The organism is Marinobacter sp. G5_S1_61_S3 (genome assembly GCF_054968585.1).
This window is the reverse complement of record NZ_JBQKUK010000016.1, coordinates 48,238-73,932: the sequence shown is the minus strand read 5'-3', so window position 1 is coordinate 73,932 and position 25,695 is coordinate 48,238. Positions and strand designations below refer to the sequence as shown.

General features: G+C 57.4%; 21 protein-coding genes and 3 tRNA genes. 17 read left to right on the top strand and 7 right to left on the bottom strand.

Features of this window, described 5'->3' with window-relative positions; genetic code table 11:
• The first annotated feature begins 72 nt into the window (after positions 1–72).
• Genes ACTRWH_RS16195 through ACTRWH_RS16175 form a run of 5 tightly spaced genes read left to right on the top strand, consistent with a single transcriptional unit; the run spans position 73 to position 3,846 of the window.
• Positions 73–1,371: a DUF2066 domain-containing protein gene (locus tag ACTRWH_RS16195; protein WP_305937060.1), complete on the top strand. Its 1,299-nt coding sequence runs from the start codon at positions 73–75 to the stop codon at positions 1,369–1,371.
• A 33-nt stretch (positions 1,372–1,404) separates the two neighbouring features.
• On the top strand, positions 1,405–1,962 hold the full coding sequence (locus tag ACTRWH_RS16190; protein ID WP_036206696.1) for a CDP-alcohol phosphatidyltransferase family protein: 558 nt from the start codon (positions 1,405–1,407) through the stop codon (positions 1,960–1,962).
• On the top strand, positions 1,941–2,657 hold the full coding sequence (gene hda, locus ACTRWH_RS16185; protein ID WP_075195269.1) for a DnaA regulatory inactivator Hda: 717 nt from the start codon (positions 1,941–1,943) through the stop codon (positions 2,655–2,657). The genes ACTRWH_RS16190 and hda overlap by 22 nt, the downstream gene beginning before the upstream one ends.
• Before the next feature lie 38 nt (positions 2,658–2,695).
• A complete protein-coding gene (locus ACTRWH_RS16180) occupies positions 2,696–3,493 on the top strand; it encodes a ParA family protein (RefSeq protein ID WP_036206700.1) in 798 nt (265 codons plus the stop codon).
• Between the two features lie 14 nt (positions 3,494–3,507).
• Positions 3,508–3,846 (top strand): YqcC family protein, encoded by a 339-nt coding sequence (locus tag ACTRWH_RS16175; RefSeq protein WP_036206702.1) that lies wholly within the window; start codon positions 3,508–3,510, stop codon positions 3,844–3,846.
• Positions 3,847–3,890: 44 nt separating this feature from the next.
• Here the strand turns inward: ACTRWH_RS16175 and nadC are convergent, their stop codons facing one another.
• Complete coding sequence (nadC, locus tag ACTRWH_RS16170; protein WP_036206707.1) at positions 3,891–4,739, bottom strand: carboxylating nicotinate-nucleotide diphosphorylase; 849 nt, start codon at positions 4,737–4,739, stop codon at positions 3,891–3,893.
• 224 nt (positions 4,740–4,963) lie between these two features.
• On the opposite strand from nadC, the gene ACTRWH_RS16165 reads away from it, so the two are divergent.
• From ACTRWH_RS16165 to ACTRWH_RS16150, 4 genes are all read left to right on the top strand, one after another.
• A complete protein-coding gene (locus ACTRWH_RS16165; RefSeq protein ID WP_462826640.1) occupies positions 4,964–7,330 on the top strand; it encodes a DUF1631 family protein in 2,367 nt (788 codons plus the stop codon).
• A gap of 106 nt (positions 7,331–7,436) precedes the next feature.
• Positions 7,437–8,063 (top strand): 1,6-anhydro-N-acetylmuramyl-L-alanine amidase AmpD, encoded by a 627-nt coding sequence (ampD, locus tag ACTRWH_RS16160; protein WP_336146192.1) that lies wholly within the window; start codon positions 7,437–7,439, stop codon positions 8,061–8,063.
• Positions 8,063–8,950 carry a histidine kinase gene (locus ACTRWH_RS16155; protein WP_462826639.1) on the top strand — a complete coding sequence of 296 codons (888 nt, stop codon included), beginning with the start codon at positions 8,063–8,065 and terminating at the stop codon, positions 8,948–8,950. Before ampD ends, ACTRWH_RS16155 begins: the two co-directional genes overlap by 1 nt.
• Before the next feature lie 104 nt (positions 8,951–9,054).
• Positions 9,055–11,106 carry a methyl-accepting chemotaxis protein gene (locus tag ACTRWH_RS16150; RefSeq protein ID WP_177190653.1) on the top strand — a complete coding sequence of 684 codons (2,052 nt, stop codon included), beginning with the start codon at positions 9,055–9,057 and terminating at the stop codon, positions 11,104–11,106.
• A 32-nt stretch (positions 11,107–11,138) separates the two neighbouring features.
• On the opposite strand, the gene ACTRWH_RS16145 is transcribed toward ACTRWH_RS16150, so the two are convergent.
• The 4 genes from ACTRWH_RS16145 to ACTRWH_RS16130 all read right to left on the bottom strand — a co-directional run bounded on the left by ACTRWH_RS16145 (position 11,139) and on the right by ACTRWH_RS16130 (position 17,175).
• On the bottom strand, positions 11,139–12,083 hold the full coding sequence (locus ACTRWH_RS16145; RefSeq protein ID WP_462826638.1) for a 2-dehydropantoate 2-reductase: 945 nt from the start codon (positions 12,081–12,083) through the stop codon (positions 11,139–11,141).
• Positions 12,084–12,086: 3 nt separating this feature from the next.
• Positions 12,087–14,957 (bottom strand): valine--tRNA ligase, encoded by a 2,871-nt coding sequence (locus ACTRWH_RS16140; protein WP_462826637.1) that lies wholly within the window; start codon positions 14,955–14,957, stop codon positions 12,087–12,089.
• Positions 14,958–15,221: 264 nt separating this feature from the next.
• Positions 15,222–15,695 carry a DNA polymerase III subunit chi gene (locus ACTRWH_RS16135; RefSeq protein ID WP_075195264.1) on the bottom strand — a complete coding sequence of 158 codons (474 nt, stop codon included), beginning with the start codon at positions 15,693–15,695 and terminating at the stop codon, positions 15,222–15,224.
• Entirely contained in the window at positions 15,682–17,175 is a 1,494-nt protein-coding gene (locus tag ACTRWH_RS16130; protein ID WP_462826636.1) for a leucyl aminopeptidase, read from the bottom strand. Before ACTRWH_RS16130 ends, ACTRWH_RS16135 begins: the two co-directional genes overlap by 14 nt.
• A 210-nt stretch (positions 17,176–17,385) precedes the next feature.
• On the opposite strand from ACTRWH_RS16130, the gene lptF reads away from it, so the two are divergent.
• A complete protein-coding gene (gene lptF, locus ACTRWH_RS16125) occupies positions 17,386–18,489 on the top strand; it encodes an LPS export ABC transporter permease LptF (protein ID WP_085681073.1) in 1,104 nt (367 codons plus the stop codon).
• Positions 18,482–19,543: an LPS export ABC transporter permease LptG gene (gene lptG / locus ACTRWH_RS16120; protein ID WP_126810291.1), complete on the top strand. Its 1,062-nt coding sequence runs from the start codon at positions 18,482–18,484 to the stop codon at positions 19,541–19,543. The genes lptF and lptG overlap by 8 nt, the downstream gene beginning before the upstream one ends.
• On the opposite strand, the gene ACTRWH_RS16115 is transcribed toward lptG, so the two are convergent.
• Positions 19,544–20,083: an RDD family protein gene (locus tag ACTRWH_RS16115; RefSeq protein ID WP_036206731.1), complete on the bottom strand. Its 540-nt coding sequence runs from the start codon at positions 20,081–20,083 to the stop codon at positions 19,544–19,546.
• A 130-nt stretch (positions 20,084–20,213) separates the two neighbouring features.
• On the opposite strand from ACTRWH_RS16115, the gene alaS reads away from it, so the two are divergent.
• From alaS to ACTRWH_RS16085, 6 genes are all read left to right on the top strand, one after another.
• Entirely contained in the window at positions 20,214–22,844 is a 2,631-nt protein-coding gene (gene alaS / locus ACTRWH_RS16110) for an alanine--tRNA ligase (RefSeq protein ID WP_075195260.1), read from the top strand.
• Between the two features lie 103 nt (positions 22,845–22,947).
• Positions 22,948–24,183 (top strand): aspartate kinase, encoded by a 1,236-nt coding sequence (locus ACTRWH_RS16105; RefSeq protein ID WP_075195259.1) that lies wholly within the window; start codon positions 22,948–22,950, stop codon positions 24,181–24,183.
• 184 nt (positions 24,184–24,367) lie between these two features.
• Positions 24,368–24,565, top strand: a complete 198-nt coding sequence (gene csrA / locus ACTRWH_RS16100; RefSeq protein ID WP_007155535.1) for a carbon storage regulator CsrA — start codon at positions 24,368–24,370, stop codon at positions 24,563–24,565.
• Between the two features lie 149 nt (positions 24,566–24,714).
• A tRNA-Ser gene (locus ACTRWH_RS16095) sits at positions 24,715–24,805 on the top strand.
• A gap of 51 nt (positions 24,806–24,856) precedes the next feature.
• Positions 24,857–24,933 (top strand) — tRNA-Arg (locus ACTRWH_RS16090).
• Positions 24,934–24,973: 40 nt separating this feature from the next.
• Positions 24,974–25,050 (top strand) — tRNA-Arg (locus ACTRWH_RS16085).
• 43 nt (positions 25,051–25,093) lie between these two features.
• On the opposite strand, the gene ACTRWH_RS16080 is transcribed toward ACTRWH_RS16085, so the two are convergent.
• Positions 25,094–25,630, bottom strand: a complete 537-nt coding sequence (locus tag ACTRWH_RS16080) for a DUF2058 domain-containing protein (protein WP_036206740.1) — start codon at positions 25,628–25,630, stop codon at positions 25,094–25,096.
• Positions 25,631–25,695 lie beyond the last annotated feature (65 nt).

Sequence of the window (25,695 nt, the reverse complement as noted above, 5' to 3'; positions counted from 1 at the left end):
GGGCTTGGTGTATCCTATGCGCCATTAAGACGAATCGCAGGGTGTTTCATGCCAGACTCAGGAAAAATCTCGATGCAGGCAGTGCGGATAGTCCGTCAGTCACTCCGGTTGTTTGGAGTATTGGCGCTGATGGCCGCGCCAGCGGCAGCTGTTACCGTTACCGGCCTTTACTCGGTGGAAGTGCCCGTCGCTGGCTCGCAGCCTCAGGAACTTGAGCAGGGCTATGCGGACGGCCTGAGCCGGGTGTTTGTGCGCGTTTCCGGCACCCGCGACGTGCTGCGCAACGAAGGCGTTGAAGAACTCCTGGCGAACGCCGAATCGCTGCTTCAGTCCTACCAGTTCTTACGCTCCGATACGGGAAATCACAGGCTACGGATGAGCTTCGGTGCGGTCGGCGTCAACCGTGCGCTGGCGTCCGCGGATGCACCGGTGTGGGGCGCGAATAGGCCGCTGACGCTGGCCTGGATCGCGGTCGAAGAAGGCGGGCGCCGTACCCTGGTCCATCAGGGAAACGACAGTACCGGGACGGGCGCCGATGAACAGTGGCGTCGCGTTTTTCAGGACGCGGCGGTTGACCGGGGTTTGCCGGTGGGGCTTCCTCCCGCAAGATACCGGGACGACCGTGAACTGTTGTCGGACATATGGGGACAGTTTACATCCAGTGTTCGCAGATCGTCCGAGGATATGGAGCATGACCTGATGTCGGTGGTACGGGTCAGCCGTTCCGGATCACAGTGGCGTGCCGGATGGGTGTTTGACGGTATGGGGCTGGATAGTACGGAGCAATCGGTGACCGCCGATACGCCGCAAGCTCTGGCTGCTGCCGTTGTCGGGCGCTGGGCGGAAATGTTTGCAGATCGTTATGCGGTTGCGGGCAGTGATGTCGGCGAGTCTCCACAGGTGGACATCGTTGTGCATGGAGTCAGCAATCTGAAGGATTACGCCCGTGTGAATGGGGTTCTCAAAAACCTGTCGCCCGTGGTCGATGCGGGTGCCACCAGAGCGCGGAAGGACCAACTGACGCTCAGGGTTGCCTTTTCAGGGGAGATGGAGCAGCTGAAGCAGTACATTGCCCTGGACCCGCGGCTGGTTCCGCTTTCAGACGCCGAGGTCTCACGCATGCCCACAGGTGATGAGCGTCAACCCGGTGGTCAGGCGCAGGCCCAATCGGTGCAGCAGGCCCCGCAAGGCGGTATTGCACTGGCGGAACAGAGCACGGAGAGCGCTGCGGCCTCCGCCAACCCGCTGTTCGTTTACCAGCCTCTACTGGCAAACGAGGAAGAGTCAGAACAGGCGTTCGAGTCACTCTATCAGGTGCTTCATTACCGCTGGCAGCCTGCCTCCATCGTCGAGTCGGAAGACGGGGAATAATATCGCGGTGTTCGGTATTAGGGGAGTCATGTCATGACGCACCGCTGGCGCTGGATTCCAAATGCGCTGACGTTTTTGCGCATTTTGCTGATTGCTCCTTTTGCGGCAGCCCTTATGGCCAAGGAATATCGTTTTGCCCTGGTGATATTTTTTCTGGCATCCGCAACGGATGCCTTTGATGGTTTCCTGGCTCGTCACTACAACTGGCGAACCCGGCTTGGCGCCATTGCCGACCCATTGGCGGACAAGGCACTGCTGATCACCACCTATCTGATGCTGGCTATAACTGGCGTACTCCCGGCCTGGCTGTTCTGGTTGGTGCTGGGCCGGGATCTCCTGATCGTGTGTGGTGGGCTGGCGTTTCATTACGGTGTCGGTCGCTTTGAAATGCAGCCGAGCCTGCCCGGTAAACTTAACACCCTGATCCAGATTCTGGTCGCCCTCGCGATCATCATTCTGCTGGCGGATTTGCCGATGCAACCGTGGGTTATGGACGTTGGCATTCTGCTGGTGGCGGCCTCAGCCATTTTCAGCGGTGCGCACTATATCGGCGTATGGAGTCTGAGGGCATGGAGGGCAAAGAGGCAGTGAGTGCGTCACAGCTGGTGTTGGGGGTCAAGCTTCGAGACGACGCCCGTTTTGATAATTTTCATGGTGGCCGGAATGCCGATGCCGCGGCAAGACTTAAGTCTGCCTGCGAGCAGGTTGGTGTTGTACCCGTCATCGCCGTTTGTGGCGACGCAGACACTGGCAAAAGCCATCTGTTGCAGGCGGTCTGTCATCTGGCGGAGCAAAACCAACAGAGTGCGGTTTGTGTCAGCATGGAGGAGTTGTTTCCTCTGGGTCCCGACTCGCTCTCAGGGCTGGAAGGACAGTCAGTGATCTGCCTGGATGACCTGGATCTCATTGCGGGCCAGGAAAACTGGGAAGAGGCCATCTTCCATCTGTACAATCGGGTGAATGACCATGGGCACCTGATGGTCGTCAGCCTGTCGGAACTGCCGGCGTCGTTGCCATTCGGGTTGCAGGACCTGGTGTCCCGGTTGAGTCATGGCCTGACCATTCAATTGGGCATCTATCGCGACGATGATCGCCTGAGGATACTGATGGCGAGGGCGGAGCAGCGCGGCCTTGTCCTCAGTGATGATGTGGCCGTATTCATACTCAGGCGAGCACCCCGGAAACTGGCCGATCTGCTGGCCATTCTGGATCGCCTGGATGAAAACTCATTACGCGCCCAGCGACGACTGACGATCCCGTTCGTTAAGTCGGTGTTGGGCTGGTAGGGCGTTATATTCGCAGGGAAACTGTCAGAGGAAGCAGCATGAGACGAGTAGTGTTTAACCAGAAAGGTGGCGTCGGCAAGTCCAGTATCACCTGTAACCTGGCCGCGATCAGCGCCGCCCGGGGCAAACGAACACTGGTTGTCGATCTTGATCCCCAGGGTAATTCCACCCACTACCTGCTGGGTAGGCCTGCGGGCGAGCTCAAGGATACCATTGCCGACTACCTTGAGCAGACGGTGGCGTTTACCGTGTTTAATCGGCGCGCTGACGAGTTTGTCCACGCCTCTCCCTTCGACAACCTGTTTGTTATGCCTTCCAGCCCGGAACTGGATTTTCTGGAGCGCAAACTGGAAGCCAAGCACAAGATTTACAAGCTGAGAGAAGCGCTGAAGAAACTCGGTGAGTCGTTTGACGAAATCTACATTGATACGGCGCCGGCGCTCAATTTCTACACTCGATCCGCATTGATTGCGGCGCAGCGATGCCTTATTCCTTTCGATTGCGATGATTTTTCCCGTCAGGCTCTCTACAGCATCCTTCACGAGATTCAGGAGCTGCAGGAAGACCACAACGAAGACCTCGTGGTCGAAGGTATTGTCGCAAACCAGTTCCAGCCCCGCGCCAGCCTGCCAAAGAAGCTGGTGCGTGAGCTGATGGACGAGGGCCTGCCCGTATTGCCGGTGAGGTTGTCCAGCTCGGTGAAGATGAAGGAGTCGCACCAGAGCCGGCAACCGTTGATTCATATGGCACCGAAACATCCGCTGACACGGCAGTATGAAGACCTGTACCGAGTGCTTCATGGCGAAACCGTTGAACTGGAACCCCTGGCAGATTGAGAGTGAGCGTATCTATGGCGAATTCGTCCGACCATACCACCCGTGTCGCGGACAGCCTGCTTCAGATAGAGATTGAGTTGCGGCGAATTGATGCGTGGGAGAGTGAGCCGCCATCGCCAGAGGCGCTGCAGAGTGCCCAGCCGTTTGCCGTGGACACGCTGGAGTTTACCCAGTGGTTGCAGTTCGTCTTTGTCAGCCGCATGAAAGTGTTGATTGAGGGCGGTCAGCCCCTGCCTCAGGTGTCAGGTATGGCACCGATGGCGGAAGAGCACTTCCGGGGCAGGGAAGAGTCCGGGGCCGCCCTGATTAGCAAGCTGGAAGAAATGGACCGCCTGCTGTCCGGACAGCCCTGAGCGTATAATCAACCCTGAGCGTGTGAACCGGGCCTCCGGCCGAATCAGTCGTGAGTGTCCAGGCGCATGGACAGATCCACCGCCCTGACATCCTTGGTCAGTGCTCCGATAGAGATATAGTCGACACCGGTCTCGGCAATCGGCACCAGTGTCTCGCTGTTGACGCCGCCGGACGCTTCCAGCTTTGCGGCGCCAGCCGTGTGAATAACCGCCTGGCGCATATCCTCCAGTGAGAATTCATCCAGCATGATGATGTCCGCGCCTGCGGCCAGGGCCTGATCCAGTTCTTCCAGATTTTCGGTTTCCACTTCCACCGGCCGGCCAGGGGCAAGTCGGCGGGCCTCTCTGACGGCATCCGCAATGGAGCCACAGGCGGCAATGTGGTTTTCCTTGATCAGGAAGGCATCCCACAGACCAATGCGATGGTTATGGCAGCCACCGCAGGTGACCGCGTATTTCTGCGCCAGTCGCAGGCCAGGCAAGGTCTTGCGGGTATCCAGTAGCTGAACACCGGTATGGGCGACACGGCGGGCATGGCCGGCACATGTGGTGGCAACGCCGGACAGCAACTGCAGCCAGTTCAGGGCTGAGCGCTCGGCGGTGAGCAGGCTGCGAGCCGGGCCTTCCATGGAAAACAGCGATTGGCCGGGGCTTGCCTCGTCTCCGTCCTGCACCTGCCAGCTCAGGGTGACCCCCGGGTCCACCTGCCGGAACACCTCCTCAACCCATGCGCGTCCGGCAATGGTTGCGGCATCCCGGGTAATGACATGTCCGCGACTGATGCGCGCTTGTGGAATCAGCATGGCAGTAATGTCGCCATCTCCAATGTCTTCACGCAGGCTTTGTGCAACGGTTTCAATGCGGGACTGGCGGAGCAGTTCGGCTGGAATCATGGCAGAATTTCCGGTTGTTCAGTGGCGGTTTGGAGGCACGTTGGGTGTGCGGTTGTGATTCTATAGGCCACAGCCAGATTCGCCAAACGTGGAAAGGTGGGGGTGCTAAACTGTGACAACCATCACTTAGACACAAAAGGTGACAAATTCTGACACAAGGTGACGTGGGTAAGGCCTAAGATGTGCAATAACACATTTCTCCAGCTATCACCCGGAGCAGCCGAATGGCGCAGGATAACAAGGTTGTAAGTCTCAAAGGCCAGAAGCTTCCTGACAGGTTTTCCCTGCCGGGCTCTCTGGTGCGCCTGCGTGACGTATCGGGTCAGTCACTGAAGTCTGTACTGTCTGGTTTTTTCGACAAGGCGGACGACGCGCTTTTTGAGCTGGCGGACAAGGCTGGAACCAACCAGGATCAGACCGCGTACTTTGACGCCATGCGTGAGTTGAGGCTGCGGCGCAAGAACATGACCGTGTCGGTGCTGCAGTACGTCAGCCGCGCGTTCAATGACATCGGCTCGTTCAAGCCGGGTGGTGGCAGTGGCACCCTGGATGAGGTGGACCAGGACTCGCTGGCGTTGCTGGACCATTCCGATCTGGAGCAGCAGGTCGCCATCGACAACCTGATCAACAAACTGCGCAACCAACACGCGGAGGTTATACGCCTGCTGAATGTGCGGGTTGCTCACCTGCTGCCCTCGGTGCGTCTGGAAGATAGCCAGATGCCCTTGAGCCCGGAGGTGATCTGCGGAGGAGTTGCGGAAGCCTGTTCCGATCTGGATATCGATATCCGTGCCAAGCTGGTGGTGCTTAAACTGTTCGACCGCTTACTGGTGGGGGTTCTGGGTGATTTCTACAAGGATGCCAACAAAACCCTGATCGCCGAAGGGGTGCTGCCCGACATGCGTCGCCCGCCGGTCGGTGGCCAGGGCGCGTCTGGCAAATCCGCCCCGGCTGGGGGGCGGACTGCTGGGACGCTGTCAGCGAGCTCGGAGTCAGATGCGTCGGGGCCGCTCACGACGCCGTCCGACGATGTGCGGGCAACGTTTTCTGAACTGAGCGCTCTGTTGCACCAGGGGCAGAGTTCGAGCGAGTACGGCACAGAAAACAGTGGTGTGCCCAGCGCCGGCGCGCTCGACACCCGTACACTGATGACGCGGCTTCACGAAATCCAGTCTCAGTCAGTCCATTGGGGGCAGGGTGAGGTTGTGCCTCTGTCAGAGCAACTACAGCAGGTGTTCCGGTCGGAAACCGGGAAGAAACATGATGTCGGCCAAGTGGACAGCGACGTCATCAATCTCGTGTCGATGTTGTTTGATTTTATCCTGGAAGACCGTCAGCTCCATCCGGTGATGAAGTCCGTGATCGGGCGCCTTCAGATTCCCGTACTCAAGGTGGCGCTGAGCGACAACAATTTCTTTAACCGGGGCGGACATCCGGTACGGAAGCTGCTGAATGAGCTGGCCATGTCTGCTATCGGTTGGACCGAGAAAAAGGCCGGCCAGCGTGATCCGCTACGAGACAAGATCGAGTCGGTGGTTGATCGCGTGCTCAACGAGTTTACCGACAACGTCGATATTTTCAGTGAGTTGCTCAGCGATTTCGGCCATTTCATGGATTTGGACCGTCGTCGCAGGGAGCTCGTGGAGCAGCGTCTGCGTGATGCTGAGGAAGGCAGGGCCAAGCAGGAGCGGGCATCCAAAGCGTCTGAGAACCTGCTGAACGAACAGATTACCGGTCGGGATCTGTCTCCTCCGGTCGTCACACTGTTGAATGAGGCGTGGGCAAAGTATCTACAGTGGATTGTGCTGCGTGAGGGTGAAGACAGTGAGCGCTGGGATGAGGCATGTGACCTTACCCGGCAGCTCGTATGGAGTGTTGATCCCAGGCCCATCAACGACAACACTCGCAGCGAGCTGCTGCGGTCGATTCCGGGAATCGTGGACGGTCTGAGAAACGCCCTACAGGAAATTTCGTGGGACCCGTTTGCCACCGACGCCGCCATAAGAGACCTTGAACTGGCCCACGTGGACGTGTTCCAGCGCCTTGTCACCACAACCCGCCCTGCTGTGGCGCCCGAACCTGAACCTCAGGCTGCGCCCCAAAAGGTGGAGGCGGAACCGTCTGTGGTCTCCAGGGATATGTCGGATACCGCGCCCAAAGCTCCAGAGAAAGTGGAGCGAACGACTGAGGGCGTAATGGCAGGCGCCTCCGAGCCCTCGGATGCCACCACGTCTGTATCTGCTAGCCCCGTGCCAAGCCCTGAAGAGCCGGCCGCAGAGGAATTGGCCGGGAGCTCCGGCGCAAATGTCGAGCTTCAATGGCTGGAGCGGGCTGATGGCCTTCGTGTTGGCTCCTGGGTTGAGCTGACCCGTGATGGCAACAAAACACGCTGCAAGCTGGCCGCGTTTATCAAGGCGACGGGCAAGTACATCTTCGTTAATCGCAGTGGTGCCAAGGTGGCGGAATATCAGCGTGAAAACCTCGCACTGGCGCTCGCTGCGGATGAGATCTCCATGTTGGACGACGGCCTGATATTCGACCGGGCGCTGGAATCCATCATCGACAACCTTCGCAGTAGCCGCAAGGACTGATCGTATAGCAAGACCGGAGACTTTGTGCTTCAATCAGGGGCATCAAAGCAACAACGGCGAACGCATCGGTGGACCGGTCTGTTCGCCCCGGCCTGTTGGAACCACATTGTCTGAAACCATCCCTTCGCGCAACACCATTGACCTGTCGCCACCGGCTGTCGCCGGATTACGGACGACCGGTCGGGTAGCCGGCGCCCATTGGTGCCCGTCTCCAAATTTTGGCAAACGCCCCGACGGGGCGGCAATATCCCTGTTGGTTGTTCATAACATCAGCCTTCCTCCCGGGCAGTTCGGAGGCGATGCCATCGAACGGTTTTTCTGCAACCAACTGTCCCCCTCAGAGCACCCCTATTTCGAGACCATCGCCGATATGAAGGTTTCGTCACACCTGCTGATCCGCCGGGATGGTGAATGCCTTCAGTTCGTCAGCTTGTTGGAGCGCGCGTGGCATGCCGGGCGGTCCTGCTTTCAGGGCCTGGAAGAGTGCAACGATTATTCGATCGGCATTGAGCTGGAGGGTGCGGATGACATTCCATACACCGCAGCTCAGTATGAGGTGCTTGCTGACGTGTCAGCATTGATCATGAAATCGTGGCCGGCCATCACGCCAGAGAGGATCACCGGGCACAGCGATATCGCACCCGGTCGCAAAACCGATCCAGGCCCGGCTTTTGACTGGCCCCGATATCGGCAACTGCTTGGTACAGGGCATGGCAACGGAGCGGATAACTGATGGTATTGGTGGTGTTTCTGCTCGCTTACCTGGTGAGACGCAAGCTGGATGCGGCCAACGCCTGGTCTTCTGAGCCGTTGTGGCGTTCCGCGTTTAACCGGGGAGGCGCTGAAAGGTCTGGTAACGAGGCAGGCCTATGGAAGGGGCTGGTTATTATTCTTGTGCCCTCGCTGATTCTGGCCGCCGGGGAGTACTATCTGCACACCATTGGCTGGCGCATGGCCGCGTATCCATTGGAGTTTTTGTTGATGGTGTTGTTGATGGGTGCGCCGGGTTGGCGGGCGCGCCTGGAGGTTTACAGTGAATCCTGGGCCAGGGGCGACATGCAGTCCGCTTGGCATCACGTTATGGATATTTTACCGGCTGACGAACGGGGCGCGGCAACGTCGCCCGATGAGATGCATCTGGCTTTGTCACGAACGCTGATGGTCAGCGTCTTCGAGCGTTTTTTTCTGGTCGCTTTCTGGTATGCCGTTGGCGGTATTGCGGCTGCCTTCTTTGCGAGGGGAGTTGTCGCGTTAAGGGATCACTGGCCGCAGGTGGCAGCGAGACCAGGGTTTGCCGCGCTGGCGGAGATACTCAATTGGCTTCCCTCACGACTACTGTCCTTCACGTTTGGAGTCGCAGGTGATCTTGCCGGTTGGATGAAAGAAGGGAAACGAAGACTGTTTGATTTTAGCCTCAGAACCAACCAGCTATTGATGGGCGCTGCGAGCGCGGCATTGACGGGCTATGCACTGGACCCGGAACGGTTCTCAAAGATCCATCCGGACGAATGGGCGGGCTTTGGTGGTCGCAGCCTGGAGGCCATCCGGGATTTGCTGAACCGAAGCATGCTGGTCTGGATCTGCATCCTTGCGCTGCTGGTTATTGCCGGTGTGCGCTGATCACGACATTTTGACAAAAATTACATTTTTACGCCGAAAAACACTCAAGTTTGTAGTACTTTAGTCGACAATATAAACAAATAGAATAAAGTTCCATCCTTTCGATGCTTTCTGTGGGGGTACACGTGAACCAGCTTATCAAGCCTGCAGTAGCGCTGATGAATCGGCTGCCGATGTTCTACAAATTCAGCCTGATCAGTGTGTTGTTCCTGCTTCCCATTATTGCCCTTTCCTGGTTGGTTATCAGTGAACTGAACCGGTCGGTTGATACCATGACCCGGGGCGTGGAGGGATTGGAGCAGCTCGAAAAGGTGGATACGCTGCTGGCAGAGTCCATGGCATACCGGGATTTTCGTGCCCCCGGCAAGATCAAGGATGACAATGAACTGCTCTCACAGTCGGCAGAGTCGTCAGAAACGATTGATAGAATTCTTGAGGAACTGGTTAACGCAGAGGCTCGTTTTGATGAGTCCGGTAACTGGTCCCAGCAGGTGGCGATGCTGGTGGAAGAGTGGCAAACACTCAAATCGACTGACAGTTATCAGGGCAATATCGACCCCCAGTTCAAGTATTATCAGGAGTTCGTCCAGAAAGTGCGGGCGCTCTTGTCCGCGACCATTGAAATTTCCGGCCTGGGGCAGGACGCATCCCGGGAAAACCTGCTGCTTCTGGGGCTTTTGCGTGAGTCGCTGCCGGATGCCCGCAGCATCATTGGCCGGGCCAGGACGTTCGGGACCTTTGCGCTCATCGACGGGCAGGTCGGTTACAACCTCAGTGACGCTCTTAATGAAATCTATGACGAACTGACCAACCGCGCATCACTGCTCGGGCCTGCACTGACCGTATCGATGGACGCATCGCCGACCCTGGAGAAAACGACAGGTGATGCTGTCGAGGGCATTCTCGAGAGTCTGGTGGTTGTGCGTGACGAGCTGGATGCTAACATCATCACGCCCATGCGCCTCGAGTTACCCTGGCGGGATTTCAACCGCACCATCGAAAACCAGCTTGCCCATTACGATGCGCTCAAGGCTGGAATTTTTGACGTCGTTGGCGCAAACCTGAACTCACGCCTGGAGGGCGAGCTGCAGCAACGGCAGTTGATTATTGCCGCATTGGTAATTGTCCTGTTGGTGGTGGTTTACCTCTACGTCGGCTTCTTTATGTCGGTACGCACGGCTATTAATCGTTTCAGCACGGCAGCAAGGTCCGTGGCTGAGGGCGATATGACGACTCACATCCAATTGGATAATCGTGATGAATTGGGTGAACTGACTACCGAGTTCAACAACATGACGGACCGGATTGCCGAATTGATCCGCTCAGTGAGCAGCACTACATCGGACGTCGATCGGCAGGCCACTCGTGTCAACGATACCGCGGCTGCGAACAGTGAGGCCGTTGCGCGGCAGATGGAGGAGTCTGGCCAGATCAACGAAGCCATGAACCAGATGGTGGAAGCGGTCAATGAGGTCACTGAGAGTGCTCATCGCGTGTCTGATAGCGCTGGCGCGGCTGAAGAGGATACCGAGAGAGGCCGCGGAGTGGTTGCGGATACCGTCGCCACCATCAACCGTCTTGCCACCGAAATCTCCGGCGCGGTTGATGTCATCAACCGGGTAAACGCCGACAGCGATAACATCAGCCAGGTTCTGGTCGAAATCAAGGCGATTGCGGAGCAGACCAATCTCCTGGCATTGAATGCGGCCATCGAGGCTGCGCGCGCCGGTGAGCAGGGCCGTGGTTTTGCGGTGGTGGCAGACGAAGTACGTTCACTGTCACAGCGTACCCACAAATCGACTGAGGAAATCGAGGGTATGATCACCCGGTTGCAGAGCGGCGTGAAGGAAGCCGTTGCGGCCATGACCAACAGCCATGACGTGACTGAAACCACGGTGAAGAAATCGGCGGAAGTGACGGAAGCGCTGGACCGGATTGCCCAGGGGATTTCGACCATTGTTGATATGAGCCACCAGATCGCACAGGCGGCCGAGGAGCAGTCTGCCGTGGCGAAAAACGTCAATACCAACGTTGAACAGATCAGTGTCCTGGGTGAGAAAACGGCAGATAACGCCGAGGAAACCCTGGCATCGTCACGGGAAATGTCACAACTGACTGCATCCCTGCAGCGCCTCGTGGAAGCGTTCAGGGTCTGACATTCGGGATCTGAAGGGTGTGCTCCTGAGATCTATGGCGATAGCTGTTTAATACAGTTTGTCAGCATCTGGTTTGTCGGAACATCAACGCCCAGCGCATGCCCGCGCCCGACGATATACCCATTGATAAAGTCAATTTCGGTAGGGCGGCCCCGCCGCCTGTCGCTGCGCATGGATGAGGTATTCCGCGCCGTTTTGCGGGCAACCGTTTCGATGCGTTCGCGAATTGTGATTGATGGCAGGGCTTTTCCAATATCCTCCTTCATCACCTTCGAGATTTCGTCGCACAACTCATCGATGTGTTCCCGGTAGAACGGGTCCGTGAGGATGTCACCGTTCGGGCAGTCGAGGATTGCCGTAAAGGCATTGATACCCGCATTGATGATCAGTTTGTCCCACAGCCGCCTCTGAATGTCTTGCTCTGCGTGAACCGTCAACCCGCTGGTGCCAAGCGCCGTTACTACCTGCGTCAGATGCGTCGTCGCACTCTTGGTTAATGGGCCAACCCAGGTTTCGCCTTTGCCGGCGTGGACTGTGCAGCCTGGTGCTGGGCGGTTCGCCCCTTCGGTGGTGCTGGCGGCCAGGATCGGTCGTTGTGGCCAACGCTCGGCGACGGCTTGCTGGCAGCCCATGCCGTTCTGGAACAGGACAATGGGGGTGTCCGGAGAAACATAATGGAGGTTGGACTCAATGGCATCGAGCGTATCGCCCGCCTTCGTGGTGACCATCAACAGTGAGGGGGGTGCCTCAGTGGCGAGCAGGTAGGGAACTGTGACAACTTCCTCCGGGCCTTCGAACCGCCGGAACGTGTAAGTCAGTGCGGGGTTACCTGTTTCCGGGGTAACCTTGCGACGAGGGATAAACGTTACCGTCCCGGTGGGCAGGTAGCCCGCCCAGAGTTGGCCCATGGAGCCTGCTCCGAGAATGGCGATGCGGCCATTCCCGGACAGCCCCTGATTATTCCCTGGCGTGGCCATGGGTTACATGGCCTCGATGGCGGCCCGTTGCTCGCTGAGCCGGCTCATGCTGCCCTGGGCATCGCTGAGCTTTTCCTTCTCTTTTTCTACCACCTCTGCGGGCGCCTTGGCAGTGAATTTCTCGTTGCCAAGTTTTCCTTCCAGTCGGCCAACTTCTTTCTGCAGTCGCTCCAATTCCTTGTCCAGTCGCTTGAGTTCGGCATCCTTGTCAATCAGACCGGCCATGGGCACCAGCACTTCCATCTCGCCAACCAACTGGGTGGCTGACATGGGGGCTTCGCCTTCGGTAAACCATTCCAGGCTGTCCAGGCGCGCCAGTGATGATAGGAACTGTCGGTTCTCGTCCAAGCGGCGTTTGTCGTCTGGGTTTTTACCACGCAGAAGCACCGGGATGGCTTTTGCCGGGGAGATGTTCATCTCGCCGCGGATATTCCGAACAGCGACAATCACGCCTTTCAGCCATTCAATATCGGCGGCAACCGCAGAGTCCTGCTTGTTGGCATCTGGCTGGGGGAAGGGTTGCAGCATAATGCTGTCACCACTCTTACCGGCCAGAGGTGCGATGCGCTGCCAGATTTCTTCGGTGATGAACGGCATCATCGGGTGCGCCAGGCGAAGGACCGCTTCCAGCACCCGTACCAGGGTGCGGCGGGTGCCACGTTTGGCTTCCGCACTGGCGTTGTCGTCGTTCAACGCCGGCTTGGAGAGTTCCAGGTACCAGTCGCAGTATTCGTTCCAGATGAACTCATACAGGGCGTACGCGGCCAGGTCGAACCGGTACTGGTCAAGATGGCGGATCACGTCCTGCTCGCAGGTTTGCAGCTCGCTGATGATCCAGCGGTCTGCCAGCGACAATTCCACGGCCTCACCGTTGACGCCGCAATCCTCGCCCTCGGTGTTCATCAGCACGTAACGGGCAGCGTTCCACAGCTTGTTGCAGAAGTTACGATAGCCTTCAAGGCGCTTCATGTCCCAGTTGATGTCGCGGCCGGTGGTCGCCATAGCGGAGAGAGTGAAACGCAGGGCATCCGTACCATGAGCGGTAATGCCTTCCGGGAACTCCTTCCGGGTGCGCTTCCCGATCTTCTCGGCCAGTTTGGGCTGCATCAGGTTGCCAGTGCGTTTCTCCAGCAGGTCATCGAGCTCGATGCCGTCGATCATGTCCAGTGGGTCAATCACGTTGCCCTTGGACTTGGACATCTTGTCGCCGTGCTCGTCGCGGATCAGGCCGGTCACATACACGGTCTTGAACGGTACCTGTGGGGTGCCGTCCTCGTTTTTCATGAAGTGCATCGTCATCATGATCATCCGGGCCACCCAGAAGAAAATGATGTCAAAACCGGTCACGAGAACGTTGGTGGGGTGGAAGGTTTTCAGCCGCTCGGTGATTTCCGGCCAGCCCAGGGTGCCGAAGGTCCACAGGGCGGAGCTGAACCAGGTGTCGAGCACGTCGTCGTCCTGGTTCAGCTGCAGGTCGGCGGCAAGGTTGTGTTTCCGGCGCACTTCCTCTTCACTACGACCGACGTAGATATTGCCCTCGGCGTCGTACCAGGCGGGAATACGGTGGCCCCACCACAGTTGGCGGGAGATGCACCAGTCCTGGATATCCCGCATCCAGGCGAAGTACATGTTTTCGTACTGCTTGGGCACGAACTGGATACGACCGTCTTCGACCGCTTCGATCGCCGGCTTTGCCAGGGTTTTGGCATCGGCAAACCATTGGTCGGTCAGCATGGGTTCGATGATCAGACCGGAGCGGTCGCCCCTTGGCACGCTCAGCACGTGGTCTTCCACTTCCTGTACCAGGCCTTCGGCGTCCATATCCGCCACGATCTGCTTGCGGGCCTGTTCGCGGGTAAGGCCGGCGTACGCAGCCGGCAGGCTGCCGTCCACATCGGTGTTTTCAGTGCCATCGGCGTTAACCACTTCGGCTACATCGCGGATGCAGGCGTCCTGGGTCATGACGTTGATCATTACCAGGTTGTTGCGCTTGCCCACGGCGTAGTCGTTAAAGTCGTGGGCGGGGGTGATCTTGACGCAGCCACTGCCTTTTTCAGGGTCGGCGTGGGTGTCGGCGAGAATGGGAATGCGTCGGCCTACCAGCGGGAGGTCAACGAATTTGCCAATCAGGTGCTGGTAGCGCTCATCGTCCGGGTGCACGGCCACGGCAGTATCGCCAAGCATGGTTTCCGGGCGAGTGGTCGCCACCACTAGATAGCTCTTGCCATCCTGCGTCTTTTCGCCGTCGGCCAGCGGGTAGCGAAGGTGCCAGAAAAAGCCTTTCTCTTCCTTGTTCTCGACCTCAAGGTCGGAAATGGCTGTATGCAGCTTCGGGTCCCAGTTGACCAGGCGCTTGCCACGGTAGACCAGGCCTTCGTCGTACAGGCGGATGAACACTTCCTGCACGGCTTTGTAGAAACCGTCGTCCATGGTGAAACGCTCATGGTCCCAGTCCACCGAGTTACCCAGACGGCGGATTTGGCCGGTGATAGTGCCACCGGAATGTGCCTTCCAGTCCCAGATGCGCTTGATGAATTCTTCCCGGCCAAGGTCATGACGGGTTTTGTCTTCTTCCGCCGCGAGCTTGCGTTCAACCACCATCTGGGTGGCGATACCGGCGTGGTCGGTGCCTACCTGCCAAAGGGCATTGCGGCCCTGCATACGTTTGAAGCGGGTGAGCGTGTCCATAATGGTGTGCTGGAACGCATGGCCCATGTGGAGGCTGCCGGTGACGTTGGGCGGTGGGATAGCGATGCTGAAGGATTCGCCTTCGCCCCCCTCCGCCTTTTCTGAACGGGGGCGGAAGTACCCTTTGGATTCCCAGTTTTCGTACCACTGGTGCTCGATGTTTTCTGGCTGGTAGGTTTTTTCCATGGGTTTCTGCTGGTGACCGTTTGGTTGATTCACAAGGGAAATTCAAGGCGTCTGATTATACATGCTCACTTGGGTTGCGGCGAACCTTGGGGTGCAGGGGGCATGGGGGTAGTTTGAATTTCAGAAAGAAAAAGAACTCGCTGCGCTCAGACACCTTTTTGCTGTCCGAAATTCAAACTACCCCCATACCCTTATGGAGTCCGAGTTGTCTCGGCTGTGTTCAAATGGTTTTGCCTGGGTATGATTGTGAGCCTGTTTTACGTCTCACCGCTTCCTTTGGTCATGCACTCGAGGCTCAATTCCCAATGCCCGTAACTGCTTGAAATGCGATCGTGCCTGACTCAACACCGTTTCGTCGTTATGGGCAACCAGCGCCAATCGTTTAAACCGGTCTGCGTCCGCAGGCAGGGTGGATGAGAGGATGATCACCGTGTCCCAGTCTTCCGCTACCGGTTGGCAAAGCAATATCCCAACGGGATCAGTGCAGGTCGTGGCGGAGTCCGGCACGATGCTGTGGGGTATAAAAGCCTCGGGGCTGAAGTTCCAGAGCAGGTCGTCCAGTTCCTGAGCCTGTTGCATGGTGTCACAGACGACGCCCACGCGGTCTCCCTGCTGGCGCGCCTTGTCCACCAGTTTGGCGGTATGGAGATTGCGAGCCGCAGGGGTGTTCTGGGCGAGGATGTGGAACCAGTAGGACTGGTTCCGTTCATCCTGTGAGCCCGGATTACTTTCCGGCATGGGACATCAGGTAGTCGACCAGCATGGGTACCGGGCGGCCAGTCGAGCCTTTGGCTTTGCCGGAGAGCCAGGCAGTACCTGCAATATCCAGGTGGGCCCAGGGGTAGTCCTTGGTGAACCGGGACAGGAAGCAGGCAGCGGTGATGGTGCCGGCCGGGCGACCACCAATGTTCTGCATGTCAGCAAAGTTGCTGTCGAGCTGGCTCTGGTATTCGTCCCACAGAGGTAGGCGCCAGGCGCGGTCGCCAGCGCGTTCACCAGCGGCCAGCAGTTCGTTGGCCAGGGTGTCGTTGTTGCTCAGCAGGCCGGTGGCATGGCTGCCCAGGGCGATGATGCAGGCGCCAGTCAGTGTGGCCATGTCGACGACCACTTCCGGGTCGAATTTCTTGACGTAGGTGAGGGCGTCGCACAGTACGAGTCGGCCTTCTGCGTCGGTGTTCAGGATTTCGATGGTCTGGCCAGACATGGAAGTAACAATGTCACCCGGGCGTGTCGCAGTGCCGCTGGGCATGTTCTCGGCGGCGGCGATTACGGCAACCACGTTGATTTTCGGTTTGGTCTCGGCAATGGTTTTCATGGCGCCGAACACGGCGGCGGCGCCACCCATGTCGTACTTCATTTCATCCATGCCTTCGCCGGGCTTGAGGCTGATGCCGCCGGTGTCAAAGGTAATGCCTTTGCCCACGAGGACGTAAGGCTTGTCTTTCGCCTTGCCGCCACGGTATTCCATTACGATCAGTTTGGCGGGTTGGGCGCTGCCGGCAGACACGGACAGTAAGCTGTGCATGCCCAGCTTTTGCATCTGCTTTTCGTCCAGCACGTCGGTCTTGATGACGTCGTTGTCTTTGGCCAGTTTCTCAGCCTGCTCAGCCAGCCAGGTGGGATGGCAGATATTCGGCGGTGTGTTGCCCAAATCCCGGGTGAAATTCATACCACGGCCGGTTGCCAGACCAAGATTGAAGGCGTCCTTCAGGGCCTTTCCGGCGGAGGAGGCAGCAACGGTCACCTTCGTCAGTTTGCGTTGTGATGGTTTCTCGCTCTTGAATTCGCTGAACCGGTAGAACTGCTCTTCCAGGGTGCGGCCGATCAGGTTCAGGCGTGCCGTTTCCGAACTGGTGGCGTCGTCACCAGTGTCAAGGGTGTCGCTCAGGCCGACCAGTACGTGTTTGGACGGGCCATCCTTGATCTGGCTGGCCATGGCGATCAGCGATTTGCGGTAGTTGGCGGGGGAGCGATCCTTGTCGGCGCCGGTGCCAACGACCAGCAGGCGAGCCCAGGGCTGGCCTTCGAGTGGAACGAGCAGGGTGGTTGCATTTTTACCGGTAGCATCCCCGTTCTTCTGCAGGGTCTTGATCAGTCCGCCCAGGGCTTCGTTTGCTTGGGTCGTGGAAGCAGGCCAGTCACCTTTTTCCGGCAGGGCAACAACCAGGCAATCCGCTTTGGTATCCGAAATGGGCTTACTGCTCAGAGTAAAATTCATAGCAACTCCCGTTGGTTATTCTGATGGAGGACAGGCCCGGCCTCGGGCTTGAATGTCCGAATGCCTATAGCATTGGGGTTTGGGGGTAAATTATCAAGCGCTGACAGGTTGTTAACGCCTGTGCTCTGTCATTCGGCACGAAGGTTACTTAGAATACGGCGAATCCCGATTTCCATCGACTCCGGTCGCATCCGGCTCTGAGAGACCGATTTGAGCATCGTTTTCCGATACCTAACCCGCCAGGTGATCATCAGCATGCTTGCCGTATCCGGCATTCTGTTGCTGGTGTTCATGAGCGGCCGGTTTATCAAGTATCTGGCGGAAGCCGCTGCCGGTGAGCTGGCGGGCGATGTGTTGTTCCAGATTATGGCTTACCGTTTTCCCGGTTTCCTGGAGCTGATCCTGCCCCTGGGCTTTTTCATTGGCATCCTGCTGGCGTACGGGCGCATGTACCTGGAAAGTGAAATGACGGTGCTGTTTGCCTGTGGTGTGAGCGACAAGCAGCTGCTGATGAAAACACTTCTTGGCAGTATTCCGGTGATGTTGGTGGTGGGGGCCATGAGCCTCTATGTGTCTCCCTGGGGCATGAAGAAAGTCGAGGGGATATTCAACGAGCAACGCCAGGCGACGGAGTTTGAGATGTTGGCACCGGGGCGCTTCCAGTCGTTGTCGTCTGGCGAACGTGTGACTTACACGGAAGCGCTGAGTGAAGACAAGCGTCGGCTTGAGGGTGTGTTCATTGCCGAGCACAGTGAAGACGGCAAGGGGCTTACCATCATTACCGCCCGGGAAGGGTCCCAGTTTATTGACGAGCAAACCGGCAGCCGCTTCCTGGTGCTCGAAGATGGTGCCCGTTTTGAAGGCTTGCCGGGGCAACTGGCGTACGACGTCACCGGGTTCGAAGCCTACGGGCTCAAGATCCGCAGTGGCAGTGCGGGTGAGAAAGAGCTGGAGGAAGGGCTTGCGACCTCCGCCTTGATGGCGTCGGATGATCCGGAGCACCGAGCCATGCTGCACTGGCGGTTCACACTGCCGCTCATCGTGCCGATTGTCACCCTTCTGGCTGTGCGCCTTAGTCGGGTGAATCCCCGGCAGGGGCGATTCTTCCACTTGTTGCCGGCCATGCTGGTCTATATCACTTACCTTGGTTTGCTCATCGTGGCCCGTGATGCCCTTGAAGGTGGCAAGGTGCCCGAATGGATCGGGTTGCTATGGGTGCACGCCCTGTTTCTGGCCCTCGGGTTATGGCTGCAGTTCGGGCCTGCCTGGCTCTACCGCCGGCGCCTGCTGAAGGAGGCGCGGCAACATGCGTAAGATCGATCGCTATGTGATGAGCACGGTGGGTGGCGCCATGTTCCTGGTGATGCTGGTGGTGCTGTCCCTGGACCTGATCTTCGCATTTATCGCCGAGTTGGACGACGCGGAAAACGATTACCAGACGCTCCAGGCGTTGCTGTATGTGCTCATGACGTTGCCGCGGCGCATCTATGACTACCTCCCGCTTGGCGCCTTTATGGGGTGCCTGGTCGGCCTCGGCACTATGGCGAGTTCGTCGGAGCTCACGGTTATCCGGGCCGCGGGCGTTTCTCTCAAACGGATTGTCTGGTCTGCCATGAAGCCGACCTTGGTGGTGGTGGTTCTTGGTGTGCTGATTGGCGAGTACATCGCGCCACCGGCTGAGCGGATGGCTCAGAGCCAAAAGACCGTGGCCCAGGGCGCGGGTGAAAATATTGCTTCTGCCTCGGGCATCTGGCACCGGGAGGGTGATGTGTTCATGCATCTGAATGCGGTTCAGCCCAACGGCGTCTTGCACGGGGTGTCGCTGTTCAGATTTGATGAGGAACGTTGGCTGGTGTCCGCCAGTTTCGCTGAAAGAGGGATCTATCAGGGCGATCACTGGCTGTTGGAAAACGTGGCCACTACCAGGCTAAGCGATGAAAAAACCACCCAGGAAACCCATCGGGCCCTGCGATGGGAAACTGGTCTGTCGCCCAGCGTTCTCAGTGTGCTGATTGTAAAGCCGGAGGACCTTGCGATCTCCGGTCTCTATACCTACGCGAGCTATCTGGGAGAGCAGGGCCTGAATGCCGCCAACTACTGGCTGGCGTTCTGGAAAAAAGTGCTTATGCCACTGGGCACCGCAGTCATGGTGCTGGTCGCGATCTCTTTCGTTTTCGGCCCGCTCCGGTCCGTTACCATGGGGTTCCGGGTTTTTACGGGCCTGATTGTGGGGCTGTTGTTCAAGTACATGCAGGATCTGCTGGGCCCCATGAGCCTGGTGTTTGGCTTCAACCCGGTGCTGGCAATCGTCCTGCCAATCGCGATTAATGCGGTGGTAGGTGCGGTGCTGATGAAAAGGGCTGGATAGCTACTTCTTTTTAGTCTCTTTGGGGACAGTGGCGACGATACTGCCAGAAGCGCGGTCGGTCAGCGACAACCCGTTGATCGGGTAGAACAGCGCCAGGATCGCCGGGATAGTCACGAAGAGAGTCGCTGCGTTCAGGTAATAGGCGCCCAGCAGCGCGACGAACAGGATAGCCGCCGCGGCCACGTATCGCTTCAGGGCCTGTGTCCAGGACACGGACGTGCCGTCCAGGTTTTCAATGCGAATACGCCACACCTGCATGCCGAGTGTCTGGCCGTTTTTGGTCCAGAAGTATCCAAAGAACAGATACAGCGCCAGGAACAGCACAAATGTGAGCAGTGGGTCTGCCTTCAGAGTCCCCGCTTCCGCCATGGCTTCATATTGGTCCCACCCGGTGACCCAACCCGCTACAAGGGTGTACATCCAGGTAGTTACCAGTAGCACCGCTATGCTGATCAACGAATCGTAAATCACCGCCATCAGTCGCTTGATGAATGCAGCGGGAGGAAGGAGTTCCTCAGCGGTATGAAAGCGGCGGGGCATGGCTTCTCCTGTGATGTTTCACGTTTTTCCTGTTCTCGGCGTGTGCTAGAGTAGCGGATTTGCAAGCGCATGTAAGTATGTGTCTTTAAACGCGGACCCGCACGGGTTTATAGAAGGGTATCAAAGGGCTATGAAAACCGCAGAGTTGCGACAGGCGTTTCTCGATTACTTCAAACAGCAGGGCCACACCATTGTGCCGAGCAGTTCACTGGTACCGGCTGACGACCCGACCTTGTTGTTTACCAACGCGGGAATGAACCAGTTCAAAGACGTGTTCCTGGGGCGCGAAGCACGCGATTACAGCCGGGCGACAACCACGCAGAAGTGCGTGCGTGCAGGTGGTAAACACAATGACCTTGAGAACGTAGGCTATACAGCGCGCCACCATACCTTTTTCGAAATGTTGGGTAACTTTAGCTTTGGCGACTACTTCAAGCGTGAAGCCATCAATTTTGCCTGGACCTTCCTGACCGGCGACGACTGGCTGAAGCTGCCAAAGGAAAAACTGTGGGTCACCGTTTACGCGTCCGACGACGAAGCCTTTGATATCTGGAATCAGGAAGTTGGTGTTCCGGCAGATCGAATCGTGCGGATTGGCGACAACAAGGGCGCCCCATACGCATCTGACAACTTCTGGCAAATGGGCGATACCGGTCCCTGTGGTCCCTGTACCGAAATCTTTTACGACCACGGTCCTGATGTGGATGGTGGTCCTCCCGGTAGCCCGGAAGAAGACGGTGACCGCTACATCGAAATCTGGAACGTGGTGTTCATGCAGTACAACCGCCAGGCGGACGGTGAGATGCTGCCCCTGCCCAAGCCCTCCGTGGATACCGGTATGGGTCTGGAACGCATCACCGCGGTGCTGCAGGGCGTTCACAGCAACTACGAAATTGACCTGATGCAGGACCTGCTCAATGCAGCCTCCGACATCCTTGGCGGCGTTGAAACCACAGAAGCGTCGCTACGCGTAGTGGCGGATCACATCCGCTCCTGTGCCTTCCTGATCTCTGACGGTGTCATGCCGTCCAACGAAGGGCGTGGTTTCGTACTGCGCCGTATCATTCGCCGGGCTGCGCGCCATGGCAACAAACTGGGTGCCACGCAGCCTTTCTTCCACAAGCTGACTGGCGCTTTGGTTGAGCTGATGGGCGGTGCCTTCCCGCAACTGGTCAGCAGCCGCAAGCAGATTGAAAAGGTGCTGCTGCAGGAAGAGGAACAGTTTGCCAAGACTCTGGACAAAGGCCTGCGCCTGCTTGAACAGGACATTGCGGCGCTCAAGAGTTCCGAAATTCCGGGCGAAACCATCTTTACCCTGTACGACACCTACGGTTTCCCGGTTGACCTGACCAACGACATTGCCCGTGAGCGTGGCCTGACCCTGGACTACGATGGCTACGAGAAAGCCATGGAGCGCCAGCGCGAGCGTGCCCGCGCGGCGAGCAAATTCGGCATGGATTACAATGCAGCCGGTTTGAACATTGAAGGGTCTACCGAGTTTACCGGTTACGAACATATCGACGGCCACGAAACCATTCGCACCGTGATAGTGGGTGGTGAAGAGAAAACGGCCCAAGCCGGCGATGAAGCGGTTCTGGTGCTGGAACGCACGCCGTTTTACGCGGAGTCAGGCGGTCAGGTGGGCGATACCGGCCTGCTGACCTGGAGCGGTGGCCGCTTCAAGGTGACCGACACCCAGAAAGAGGGCAGCAATCACCTGCATATCGGTACCGTGATTGAAGGCGAGTTGTTCCCGGGGCTGGAAGTGGATGCCCGCATCGACCACGCTCGTCGAGAGCGGACCAAGAAGAACCACTCCGCAACCCACCTGATGCATGCCGCGCTCCGTAATGTGCTGGGTGAGCACGTTACACAAAAAGGCTCGCTGGTAGATCCTGACAAACTGCGGTTCGACTTCTCCCACTTTGAGGCGGTAACACCGGAACAGTTGCGGGAAATCGAGCGTCAGGTTAATGAGCAAATATTGGGTAACACCCCGGTTGAGACCGAAATCACCGATATGGAACAGGCCCAGGCCAAAGGTGCCATGGCGCTGTTCGGTGAAAAGTATGGCGATACCGTCCGAGTCCTGAGCATGGGCTCGGACGCATACTCCGTGGAACTGTGCGGTGGCACCCATGTGGCGCGTACCGGCGACATCGGGCTGTTCCGTATTACATCGGAGAGCGGTATTTCATCGGGCGTTCGCCGTATCGAAGCCGTCACTGGGTTTGGCGCTCTGGAATGGGTTGAGGAGACCGAGCAAACCCTGCGGGAAGCTGCAAAGCTGGTCAAAGGTTCGCGTGAGTCTCTGGTCGAGAAAGTTCAGCAGACGCTGGATCGTAATCGACAGCTGGAGAAAGACATCAATGCTCTCCAGGCGAAGCTGGCAAGCTCTGCTGGTAGCGATCTGGCCAGTTCTGCCGTGGATGTGGCTGGCCTTAAAGTGGTGGCCTCTGAAATGGAAGGCGCGGATCGCAAAGCGCTGATGGAAACCGCCGACCAACTCAAGAACAAGCTGGGCGAGGGTGTTGTGGTGCTGGCCAGTGTTGAAGACGGCAAAGTGACACTGGTGGCCGGTGTCACCAAATCGGCGACTGGCAGGATCAAGGCCGGAGATTTGATGAAGCATCTGGCGGCTCAGGTTGACGGTAAAGGTGGCGGTCGTCCAGATATGGCCCAGGGTGGCGGAAACGACCCATCAAAACTGGCGGATGCCCTGGCAGGTGTTCCTGCCTGGGTTGAGAAAAATATTGCATAGATAACTGTATCCAAAATGGGCAGGTGTATATAATCTCGCCCATTTGGTCGTCTGAGGTGGGGCGCTGCCCCGCTGTCTGTCCACGTTTGGTATCGGGAAAGAAATGGCGCTCTTGGTTCAAAAATTCGGTGGCACTTCGGTGGGCACCACAGAACGGATTGAAGCGGTTGCAGAAAAGGTATGCCGCTTCCGCAAGGAAGGTCATGACGTGGTGGTTGTGGTATCTGCCATGAGTGGGGAAACCAACCGTCTTATTGGTCTGGCCAACGACATCATGGAAGAGCCCACGCCCCGGGAAATGGACGTGCTGGTCTCGACCGGGGAGCAGGTGACCATTGCTCTGTTGTCCATGGCGTTGCAAAAGCGCGGCTGTGATGCGCGCTCTTATACCGGTGCCCAGGTTCGAATTCTGACCGACAGCAGCCATACCAAGGCGCGCATCAAGCAGATTGACGAGCAGCGCATGCGGGAAGACCTCAACGCCGGTCGTGTGGTTGTGGTTGCCGGTTTCCAGGGCATTGACGAGAACGGCAGCATTACCACCCTTGGTCGTGGCGGGTCCGATACTACTGCTGTTGCTCTCGCTGCGGCATTGAAGGCTGACGAGTGTCAGATCTACACTGATGTAGACGGTGTCTATACCACTGACCCACGGGTAGTGGACAGCGCGCGCCGGCTGGAGCGAATTACGTTTGAAGAAATGATTGAGATGGCCAGCTTGGGCTCCAAGATTCTTCAGATTCGCTCGGTGGAATTTGCAGGCAAATACAATGTTCCTTTAAGGGTGCTCTCCAGCTTTGAGGAAGGCGAAGGTACCCTGATTACACTTGAGGATGAAAACGCCATGGAACAACCGGTTGTCTCCGGCATAGCCTTTAACCGTGATGAAGCCAAACTGACGATCGCCGGTGTGCCGGATACCCCGGGCAGCGCCCTGCGTATACTTCAGCCGATCAGCGATGCCAACATTGAAGTCGACATGATCGTACAGAACGTGGGTGCGGATAACCGCACGGATTTCACCTTCACCGTGCATCGCAACGACTTCAAGCGTGGCCAGGCCATTCTGCAGCGGGTGTCCGACGAACTGGGTGCCCGTGAAGTTAGCGGCGACAGCAAGATTGCGAAGGTCAGTATTGTGGGTGTGGGTATGCGGTCTCATGCCGGCGTTGCAACTAAAATGTTTGCAGCACTGTCTAATGAAGGAATCAATATCCTGATGATCTCCACGTCTGAGATTAAAATCTCCGTGGTGATTGACGAAAAATATCTTGAGCTGGCCGTTCGGGCACTGCATAGTGCGTTCGAACTGGACAAGCCCGGGGTAGAGGAAGCCTGAAAATACGCGAACATAAAAGCCGGTTCGCATTGGTTTTCCGAAAAAAGGGCATCATTTGCAGGCTTTTGCTTTTATAAGTACGTATAAGTGATTGTGCGGCTTTTGATTGGCAAGTGATCCCACTATAAAAGTAAGCAGTATACATTTGTCGGAACAGGTAGCTCTGGATAAGGGAGTAAAGGACATGTTGATATTGACCCGCCGTGTTGGCGAAACCCTGATGGTCGGTGATGAAATCACCGTAACCGTCCTTGGGGTGAAGGGGAACCAGGTTCGCATTGGTGTAAACGCCCCCAAAGAAGTGGCGGTTCACCGCGAAGAAATCTATCAGCGAATTCAGAGCGAGAAAGGCTCTGAAGAGCCGGAGCCCGGCAACAGCTGAGAGTGACAAAAAGCCGTTCGAGGGAAACCCGAACGGCTTTTTTGTGTCTCCCGAACGGCTTTTCTGAACCTATGGGAGCGCGGTTCGAAAAAACTCGTGTCAACCCTATGAAATCAGAAAAATTATGGTAGTATACGCCCCGTTCTCAAGGAGAGGTGGGTGAGTGGCTGAAACCAGCTCCCTGCTAAGGAGCCATACGCATTGCGCGTATCGAGGGTTCGAATCCCTCCCTCTCCGCCATTTCTTTTCGGAGAAGAAAGAGAACATTGCTGAATCTGGAAGTATGAATGCGCGGCTGTAGCTCAGCTGGATAGAGTACCTGGCTACGAACCAGGCGGTCGGAGGTTCGAATCCTCCCAGCCGCGCCACTTATACCAAGTTCGCCATTTTCAGTAGGCACTGTTTTTAGCGGCTGTAGCTCAGCTGGATAGAGTACCTGGCTACGAACCAGGCGGTCGGAGGTTCGAATCCTCCCAGCCGCGCCATATTAAACAAAAAGCCCCGCCGAGAGCGGGGCTTTTTGTTGCCTTACCACATTAGATCGTCGGGGATCTCATATCCGGCATAAGGGTCATCATCCCCCTGATCGTCACTCTTGCGGTCATGCAACACCACCACGGCACTTTCGTCCCGCTCCATGATCTTGCGGGCTACGCCCTCGGCTACCACTTCGTAGGCGTCGTTCACGAAGACAATAGCCAGCCTTCCCCGTGACAGTTGATCCACCATGGTGTCGTCCACAAAGAGCTTCTTGATTTTCTTGTCGTGGACAAACTGATAAGAGGTCTCACCCCGCGAGCGATCAAGACGATTGGTTTCCACCAGTTGCCTGATCTGGGCCTGGATGGCCTTTTTCTCAGCCTGCTTCTGGCGCTCAAGGTTTAATTGCCGATCCCGTTCTGCTTTCTCTTCCCGTGCCTGGCGGGCACGAATTTCCGCTTCATTGACCTCAACCGCTCCCTTGGGCTGTTGTTTGCGCTTTTTATGCTTCTCGTTGCGAATGGCTTTGGCCTTTTTCTCGTCGGCCAGGCCGGCTTTCAACAACTGATCCTGTAGTGATGGCATGAACGGCTCCGTGAGTGTCTGCAATTTCTGGTAAACTTGGCCCCAAGTATACGCCCGCAGCGCTG

Excerpts from the sequence above, each read along its gene's own strand:
- ACTRWH_RS16195 (WP_305937060.1), top strand. The coding sequence starts at position 73 with ATGCAGGCAGTGCGGATAGTCCGTCAGTCACTCCGGTTGTTTGGAGTA.
- ACTRWH_RS16190 (WP_036206696.1), top strand. The coding sequence starts at position 1,405 with ATGACGCACCGCTGGCGCTGGATTCCAAATGCGCTGACGTTTTTGCGC.
- hda (WP_075195269.1), top strand. The coding sequence starts at position 1,941 with ATGGAGGGCAAAGAGGCAGTGAGTGCGTCACAGCTGGTGTTGGGGGTC.
- ACTRWH_RS16180 (WP_036206700.1), top strand. The coding sequence starts at position 2,696 with ATGAGACGAGTAGTGTTTAACCAGAAAGGTGGCGTCGGCAAGTCCAGT.
- ACTRWH_RS16175 (WP_036206702.1), top strand. The coding sequence starts at position 3,508 with ATGGCGAATTCGTCCGACCATACCACCCGTGTCGCGGACAGCCTGCTT.
- nadC (WP_036206707.1), bottom strand. The coding sequence starts at position 4,739 with ATGATTCCAGCCGAACTGCTCCGCCAGTCCCGCATTGAAACCGTTGCA.
- ACTRWH_RS16165 (WP_462826640.1), top strand. The coding sequence starts at position 4,964 with ATGGCGCAGGATAACAAGGTTGTAAGTCTCAAAGGCCAGAAGCTTCCT.
- ACTRWH_RS16155 (WP_462826639.1), top strand. The coding sequence starts at position 8,063 with ATGGTATTGGTGGTGTTTCTGCTCGCTTACCTGGTGAGACGCAAGCTG.
- ACTRWH_RS16150 (WP_177190653.1), top strand. The coding sequence starts at position 9,055 with ATGCTTTCTGTGGGGGTACACGTGAACCAGCTTATCAAGCCTGCAGTA.
- ACTRWH_RS16145 (WP_462826638.1), bottom strand. The coding sequence starts at position 12,083 with ATGGCCACGCCAGGGAATAATCAGGGGCTGTCCGGGAATGGCCGCATC.
- ACTRWH_RS16140 (WP_462826637.1), bottom strand. The coding sequence starts at position 14,957 with ATGGAAAAAACCTACCAGCCAGAAAACATCGAGCACCAGTGGTACGAA.
- ACTRWH_RS16135 (WP_075195264.1), bottom strand. The coding sequence starts at position 15,695 with ATGCCGGAAAGTAATCCGGGCTCACAGGATGAACGGAACCAGTCCTAC.
- ACTRWH_RS16130 (WP_462826636.1), bottom strand. The coding sequence starts at position 17,175 with ATGAATTTTACTCTGAGCAGTAAGCCCATTTCGGATACCAAAGCGGAT.
- lptG (WP_126810291.1), top strand. The coding sequence starts at position 18,482 with ATGCGTAAGATCGATCGCTATGTGATGAGCACGGTGGGTGGCGCCATG.
- ACTRWH_RS16115 (WP_036206731.1), bottom strand. The coding sequence starts at position 20,083 with ATGCCCCGCCGCTTTCATACCGCTGAGGAACTCCTTCCTCCCGCTGCA.
- alaS (WP_075195260.1), top strand. The coding sequence starts at position 20,214 with ATGAAAACCGCAGAGTTGCGACAGGCGTTTCTCGATTACTTCAAACAG.
- ACTRWH_RS16105 (WP_075195259.1), top strand. The coding sequence starts at position 22,948 with ATGGCGCTCTTGGTTCAAAAATTCGGTGGCACTTCGGTGGGCACCACA.
- csrA (WP_007155535.1), top strand. The coding sequence starts at position 24,368 with ATGTTGATATTGACCCGCCGTGTTGGCGAAACCCTGATGGTCGGTGAT.
- ACTRWH_RS16080 (WP_036206740.1), bottom strand. The coding sequence starts at position 25,630 with ATGCCATCACTACAGGATCAGTTGTTGAAAGCCGGCCTGGCCGACGAG.